This window comes from Exiguobacterium sp. UBA3491 (assembly GCF_002377745.1).
Lineage (GTDB): Bacteria > Bacillota > Bacilli > Exiguobacteriales > Exiguobacteriaceae > Exiguobacterium_A.
In genome coordinates this window covers 25,483-31,985 of sequence record NZ_DFQK01000002.1, presented here as the reverse complement: position 1 = coordinate 31,985, position 6,503 = coordinate 25,483, and the positions used below count along the sequence as shown (strand labels likewise).

General features: G+C 44.0%; 10 protein-coding genes. 7 read left to right on the top strand and 3 right to left on the bottom strand.

The window, feature by feature from the left end:
• Positions 1 to 500: 500 nt before the first annotated feature.
• The 3 genes from B4F99_RS00450 (at position 501) to B4F99_RS00440 (ending at position 1,349) form a co-directional block, all read left to right on the top strand.
• Positions 501 to 638 carry a hypothetical protein gene (locus tag B4F99_RS00450; RefSeq protein ID WP_290754705.1) on the top strand — a complete coding sequence of 46 codons (138 nt, stop codon included), beginning with the start codon at positions 501 to 503 and terminating at the stop codon, positions 636 to 638.
• Positions 639 to 652: 14 nt separating this feature from the next.
• Positions 653 to 850: a hypothetical protein gene (locus B4F99_RS00445; RefSeq protein WP_290754703.1), complete on the top strand. Its 198-nt coding sequence runs from the start codon at positions 653 to 655 to the stop codon at positions 848 to 850.
• Positions 851 to 1,100: 250 nt separating this feature from the next.
• A complete protein-coding gene (locus B4F99_RS00440; protein ID WP_290754702.1) occupies positions 1,101 to 1,349 on the top strand; it encodes a hypothetical protein in 249 nt (82 codons plus the stop codon).
• Between the two features lie 68 nt (positions 1,350 to 1,417).
• Here B4F99_RS00440 and B4F99_RS00435 read toward each other — a convergent pair whose 3' ends face one another.
• Complete coding sequence (locus tag B4F99_RS00435) at positions 1,418 to 1,627, bottom strand: hypothetical protein (RefSeq protein ID WP_349677543.1); 210 nt, start codon at positions 1,625 to 1,627, stop codon at positions 1,418 to 1,420.
• A 481-nt stretch (positions 1,628 to 2,108) separates the two neighbouring features.
• Here B4F99_RS00435 and B4F99_RS00430 point away from each other — a divergent pair, with 481 nt between their 5' ends.
• Entirely contained in the window at positions 2,109 to 2,303 is a 195-nt protein-coding gene (locus B4F99_RS00430; protein WP_290754700.1) for a hypothetical protein, read from the top strand.
• A gap of 25 nt (positions 2,304 to 2,328) precedes the next feature.
• Here the strand turns inward: B4F99_RS00430 and B4F99_RS00425 are convergent, their stop codons facing one another.
• Complete coding sequence (locus tag B4F99_RS00425; protein ID WP_290754699.1) at positions 2,329 to 2,853, bottom strand: hypothetical protein; 525 nt, start codon at positions 2,851 to 2,853, stop codon at positions 2,329 to 2,331.
• 267 nt (positions 2,854 to 3,120) lie between these two features.
• Here B4F99_RS00425 and B4F99_RS00420 point away from each other — a divergent pair, with 267 nt between their 5' ends.
• Both B4F99_RS00420 and B4F99_RS00415 read left to right on the top strand, forming a co-directional pair.
• Positions 3,121 to 4,026 (top strand): methyl-accepting chemotaxis protein, encoded by a 906-nt coding sequence (locus B4F99_RS00420; RefSeq protein WP_290754697.1) that lies wholly within the window; start codon positions 3,121 to 3,123, stop codon positions 4,024 to 4,026.
• Between the two features lie 173 nt (positions 4,027 to 4,199).
• Positions 4,200 to 5,135, top strand: coding sequence for a cation diffusion facilitator family transporter (locus tag B4F99_RS00415; RefSeq protein WP_290754696.1), 936 nt, complete (start codon positions 4,200 to 4,202; stop codon positions 5,133 to 5,135).
• A 47-nt stretch (positions 5,136 to 5,182) separates the two neighbouring features.
• On the opposite strand, the gene B4F99_RS00410 is transcribed toward B4F99_RS00415, so the two are convergent.
• Positions 5,183 to 5,500 carry a hypothetical protein gene (locus B4F99_RS00410; RefSeq protein WP_023468204.1) on the bottom strand — a complete coding sequence of 106 codons (318 nt, stop codon included), beginning with the start codon at positions 5,498 to 5,500 and terminating at the stop codon, positions 5,183 to 5,185.
• A gap of 175 nt (positions 5,501 to 5,675) precedes the next feature.
• Here B4F99_RS00410 and B4F99_RS00405 point away from each other — a divergent pair.
• Positions 5,676 to 6,503, top strand: an 828-nt coding sequence (locus B4F99_RS00405; protein ID WP_290754694.1) for an MFS transporter, incomplete at its 3' end; no start/stop codon positions are given.

The window sequence follows — 6,503 nt, the reverse complement described above, 5'->3', positions numbered from 1 at the left end:
AGTTATGTCCCAGCCTCTTTCTTTATGTAAACATTAATTCATATGAAGTAAACGAAAAAAGTACATTCATCACTTATTTTTTAAAGAGTTTCTTAGCTAACTTCCATACGACATAGACGATTGCGCCAATGATCAGAAGATTCATCAGTGCACCGAAAATCATGAATTGTCCCACGATTTGACCACCTTTACATACTACTTAGCATTTTATTTACGTTTTCGTTTAGAGAACCTCAAGCGGATAAAGAATAACGCCATCAGCACGATAGCGATGTTCACGGCTAAGGTTAACCGTTCATTTTCAATTACTCGACCATTCAAAAGATTCAAGATGATAACAATCAACATAAATGACAATAAAAAGTATTTTATGGATTTTTATCATGAGTGACTTCCTTTTTTTTGTGTTCTTGTATTAGTTTATACATATCGACATTTTAAAAACAAGGAGAATGTCTAATACGAAGAATGACACAGAAACGATTCTCAGGAGTGATGAAATGAAACGAACCTTTATATCGATTATGTTATTGATGATTCTAGGAGTCGGCATCATCGGTGCTTCAGCCTATAAGTCATTGTACTATGATGAAAAACAAGAGGTCACTCAATCAATCAATCAATCAATCACTATCTGAAGCGACATGATTATATGACACACGTGAAGAACAAAGAAATTCGCTATGATACGAGCACAGGTGAATTCTTCGCACGCATCGTGTTCGAAGATGAACCGAATAATGAATATGAGATTTATCAATCGGGATCGAGTCATATTGACGTCACGGGATATAAAGACGGCGTACAGATTACGAACAAACAAGAAGGACGGTATATTTCAAAGGATTGACAACACGTTAAATCCATTGAAGAAACGAGGTGATAGAATGAAAAACATGATCTTTTTAGGAAGCGTCGTTGCTCTACTAACGGTACTTTTTTCGCTTCATTACGGAGTACATCTTATCGATGATACAACGCTTAAAATATCTCTGTTGATTTCGCTAATCGTTGTATTGATTGCGCGGAAGAAATGGAAGATTACGTTTACTACAGCGGAATGATCTTGAGAGTGTATGAAGGATTGGGAGAGATAAAGGATGAATGAGAATGAATTCTTTGACTGGAAAATCAGCTTGGATGATGAACTATATGCCGTCATTGATGAGAAGGCGAGAAAAATGGTAGTGATGGGGGACTTCATCGAACTGACTGCGGTCTTGTGGTTGGATCGAAATGATGTCCTTCAGTTAAAGCCGACATGGGATTGTGTCATATCCATCGATGATGCTGCAAAACAAATTACGATTCGCTCGGCAGAATCACTGAACATGAAAGAAGAATGTTAAGAGGTACATAAATCGAGTTCATTCGTGCGATCGCTGAATGGGCTCGATTGTTATTTAAAGTACGATATCTACTTTAATTCATGTTGAACGGAGCCAGTCACTTCAACATGATGCTGGTCGTATACAGTCGTCAGTACATGATCTTCAACGATTTCATAGTTGTATATATAGTCCGGTTCATTCGTGTATTTAACTTCCAACACATATCTTCCGGTCTTCGACTCAAAGATCGTTTCTTTTTTTGAAATATCTTGGTCGTATCCTGATTTAACTAACATTCGTTCAATCTTGATTTCAGTCATCGTTTTAGAAACGAAGAGGTAAGTCGGATAGGCAGCTACCAAGATGACGAGAACGATAAGAGTATAGATCAGCGAGCGTACTTCTTTTTTTCATGCAATCACATCCGTTCCGATGAAATGAATAGAGAAGCTAGGTATTCTATATTGCAGATGAGGAGAGATATGTGATGAGAAAAAACAAAGACGAGATACCGTACTATATGAGGAACGTTCCGTTCTTCTTCCTAACGGCACTCCTCGCACCCGTCGCGGTACTACTTGTCCTGCTCAATTGGGATAAGCTCTCTACACAAATGAGAAATAACCATTTAACGTTTTCAATCCTAATGACCATGTTATATATTTCAAAAGTACTGCCTGACGGCTTATTTAAAATCATATTCGCGGTTTTTACGTGGACGTTAATTCTATTCGTGACATACATCTACTTCGGTGGCGGTAGAAAAGGAGGGACATCATGAGTAAATATCATCTGTCGAGCATTCGCTTAATCCTGATTGTCGTCATCACGTCGTCAATCTTGTATTTCGGCTTAGACTGGGAACTCGGGTATGGCATTATCTGGTTGATTGGTTTAGTAGGATTTACGATTTATCGCAACTTTGAGGCTGCTCGGAACGAGAAAATCGAAGCGCAGACGAAGAACGATTGATTTCATTTGAAGTCCATCGTTCTTTTTAAATATGACCCCACCGAACTAAATCGTCGAGATAATCACGATATGATTCTTCGACTTCTTCTGTCAGCTCTCTGGCTCGAATGACGAGGTTTTTTACGACAGGATCGGCAAAATGTGCACCACCGACGAGAGCATATAAGTAAGAGCCGATTACTTCGGATTGATTCCTAACCAAGAATCCAGTGATATATGTACCGTCAAGGCTCTCTAAGACGATATCAATTCGGCGTCCTTCCATCTCATCGAGAATCAATTGATTGTAATCTGCTTCTTTCTGATTAGCATATCGGTATCGTCGATTTTTCCTTTTATTATCTTGTATCTCCCACTCGAAATCGTCTAATTCACTAGGCGTAAAAAGCGAATTCAAGAGGTCACCGTCATCAATCTTCAAGCAGCAAAAGATGGCATCGTATTCGAGTTGATCATCATTCACTAAATCCGAGATGTCGTCTTTCGGTATTTCGATTGCATTATATCGCCGGAATACGCGCTCGATGACCGTTTCTTTTTTTAACGTCAACTGTTGCTTTCGGTGTTAGAACTTGTGAGATGCTTTTTCATAATCCATGCTGTTTCCCCCTGTCCGTATCAAATGCCATATCCCTAGTGTAACAGCTATAGTTCTTAAAAGTGAGTGAGTCTGACCATACCTCAGTAATAAAGGATTGTTCTTTTTTTTGAATGAAACTATAAAAAAGATCAATTGATGACGATAGATAGGTACAGAATGTTCATATATGAAACTGTCATAGAACATGATTGACACATAGAAGGAGTTAATGACACCATGAATGAAACCTTACCGAGACCATTGCGCTCACCAGCAATCTTATCGAGCCTTGAATCAAACGTCGCGATGGTCTGTTTTGATCGCCAACGACGGGTCATCGACGTTAACGACTTGTTTGCGAAAACGATGAAGTATAAGCGGGATGAGATGATTGGCTTACAGCACCATACGTTTTGTACACCAGAATTCGCGAACAGCCGTGAGTATCAGGACTTTTGGACACGCCTGTTTTCGGGCTTCAGTACAGCGGATAAAATCAAGCGCGTTGATGCTCGTGGTGATATTTTATGGCTTGAAGCCACTTACATGCCAATCTTTGAGGGAGAAGAAGTCGTCGGCGTCGTCAAGATCGCGAGTAACATCACGGACCGGATCGACCGTGTACAAGGATATGCGAAAAGCTTCCAGACACTCGCTGAAGGACTGAATCTGCAGTCGATTCAAGGCTCTAAAGAGGGCAATCAACTTCAAGAGACGATGCACACAATCGCAAGTGAAACGGCTGAGAACCAGCAGACGTTCGAAACATTATATGCCCAAGCGATCGAGATCACGAAGATTGCTGATACGATCAAGGAGATCGCAGCCCGAACGAACCTGTTGTCGCTGAACGCGGCAATCGAAGCGGCACGTGCTGGAGAACATGGCAAAGGGTTCACCGTCGTTGCGAGTGAAGTCAAAAATTTATCGGATTTAGTCGGCAGTGCAGTCGTCGAGGTACGGACGAATACGGAAACGATGAACCGTCAAATCATGGCGATGATGAAAAAGATTGAAGCGTCCCATCTCGAAGTCGCGTCAAGCCTTGCGACAGTAAAGGAAACGATGCAACGTTTTACCGCGATCGAAGAGGTCGCACATCAACTCGAGCAACAAACGGAAGACTTTCGGTCGTTTATTTGAGAAGAATACAAAGAGAGCGATGGCGAGAAGTCATCGCTTTTTTTGTATAGTCAGATTAGTCGTTTTGGAAGAGTACAGGCGTGGGATATAACACGTGAGCCCATTGACCGCAGAACGGAGGCACGTTATAATTCAAATAGACGTTTGAATGTAAGGTAAAAGGAGGCAACGTCATGGCACATGATCATCATCACCACCATCATCATACCGACAATAAAAAGGTACTGGGCCTGTCGTTCCTGATCATCACCGCGTTCATGATCGTCGAGGTCATCGGCGGGATTTGGACGAACAGTTTGGCATTGTTATCAGACGCCGGGCACATGTTAAGTGATTCGATTTCACTTGCGATTGCCCTGTTAGCCTTCCAGTTCTCGAGTCAAGCACCGGATGCGAACAAGACGTTCGGTTCAAAACGCTTTGAAATCTTAGCCGCAATCCTAAATGGCGTGACGCTGATTGTCATCGCTCTCTATATTTTCATTGAAGCCATTCAACGCTTCATCGATCCACCCGCTGTCGCAACGACGGGGATGCTGATCATTAGTGTCCTCGGGTTGCTCGTCAACATTTTAGTTGCCTGGATCATGACACGCGGCGGTGGGCACGAACATAACCTCAACATGCGCGGTGCGTATCTGCACGTCTTAAGCGACATGCTCGGATCGGTCGGTGCGATTGTAGCCGCCTTGCTGATCCTGTTCTTCGGTTGGGGATGGGCGGATCCACTTGCGAGTATCATCGTAGCGATCCTCGTCTTACGGAGTGGTTATTACGTGACGAAGGCGTCCGTACACGTCTTAATGGAAGGAACGCCGAGTGATGTCGACATTGATGAGGTCGTTTCGACAATTCAGACGAACGAAGCCGTTCTCGGATTACATGATCTACACATCTGGTCGATCACGAGTGGTTATAACGCGTTATCGTGTCACGTCGTCGTCAAGGAGGACATGACCGTACGGGAGTCAGAATCGATTCGCGAACAGATTGATCACGATTTGAAACACGTCGGGATTAACCACGCGACCATCCAGGTCGAGACGGATCAACATGCACATGGCAATACGTTGTATTGTGACGGCAAACACGAATCGCATATGCATTAAAAAACGAGCACACGTCCAAAGTCGGACATGTGCTCGTTTGCTTATGCTCAAATGATCGGCACCGTTGGTAGAAACAGCGTCGCGAACAGACTGATACTCAAGAACATCGAGTATCCGAAAAAGGTCGTTTTGGCATTTCCAGCAGCTCGGTTACCTAAGTACATGAAAAAGACGATGGATAAGAACGTCAAACCCGTCAATACGGACGAGTGGTGTTGATCCGGCGAAGGAGCAAGCGACTGGACAAGATGCGCGAGACCAAGCGGCAGGACAATCAAAAGAAAGTAGTAGCCTAGACGTGCCTCAGACGGGACGTCGACCTGTTCCTGTTCGGTTTCATAGTCATAACGCGTTTGCGTTTTCATGGATCTTCACCTCCCTATGCGTTTTAGTATAGCGAATGAACATGTCGGCTCTGTTACAGATGGGTAAGAATGCCTTAACAGACGATGACGATGTGATGACGAAAAAAGAATGGGCAGCAATTGAGAAAAATTGTAAGATGAACAAGAAGTCGTTTTAGGAAAGGAATAAAGCATCATGTCACGTGCGTTTCGTTTTATGTATGTCTCCGATTTGTTATCGACTGTCGGGACGAGTTTTGTTTATATTGCGATTTACTGGTTGAGCGCGGAACAGATAAGTGCTTTCGGTGTCGCCTTGCTTGCAACAAGTGTCTTTTTGATTCGTTTTCTCGTCTCAACGTTCGTTGGACCGTGGATTGACCGTTTCGTCAGCGCATCGTTGTATCAAACGTCCTTACTCATTCGCTTGTTAGCGCTTGGTATTACGTTAGCGGGAATCGATCTGACAGACGTCGTCTTACCGTGGGTACTTTGCTTGCTCGTCGTTCAGACCATCTTACAAATCGTCGGCGGTAATGCTGTCTTCACGTGGGTCGTTGATCTAGTCGAAGATGACCAATTGCCGCAAGCGAATGCCTATCTCGCGACAATCGAACGGATCGGGACGTTAAGCGGATTCTTACTCGGTGGGATGATGATTGCCCACTTCTCGATGGCGAGTATCTTGTGGCTCGATCTGGGACTGCATCTCGCCGCCTGGTTACTCGTCCGACACATGACGGGACAAGACGCAGAAGGAGCGCGTGTCGGATCGTACCGCGAAGCGTTGCTCGAAGGGGTTCATTACGTCGCGCGTGACGGTCTCTTAAAATGGATCCTTGGTTGTGCGATCCTTGCGAACTGGATGATCACACCGATGAATACCTTACTTGCACCATATGCCAAGAACGTCTTATCGGGAAATGCCCAGACGTTTTCTGCACTCGAACTAGCGACGGTGATCGGGGGGATCACGATGTCGCTCCTATACGGCAAGTGGGGCGTCTCCGTACGGCAGGATAAG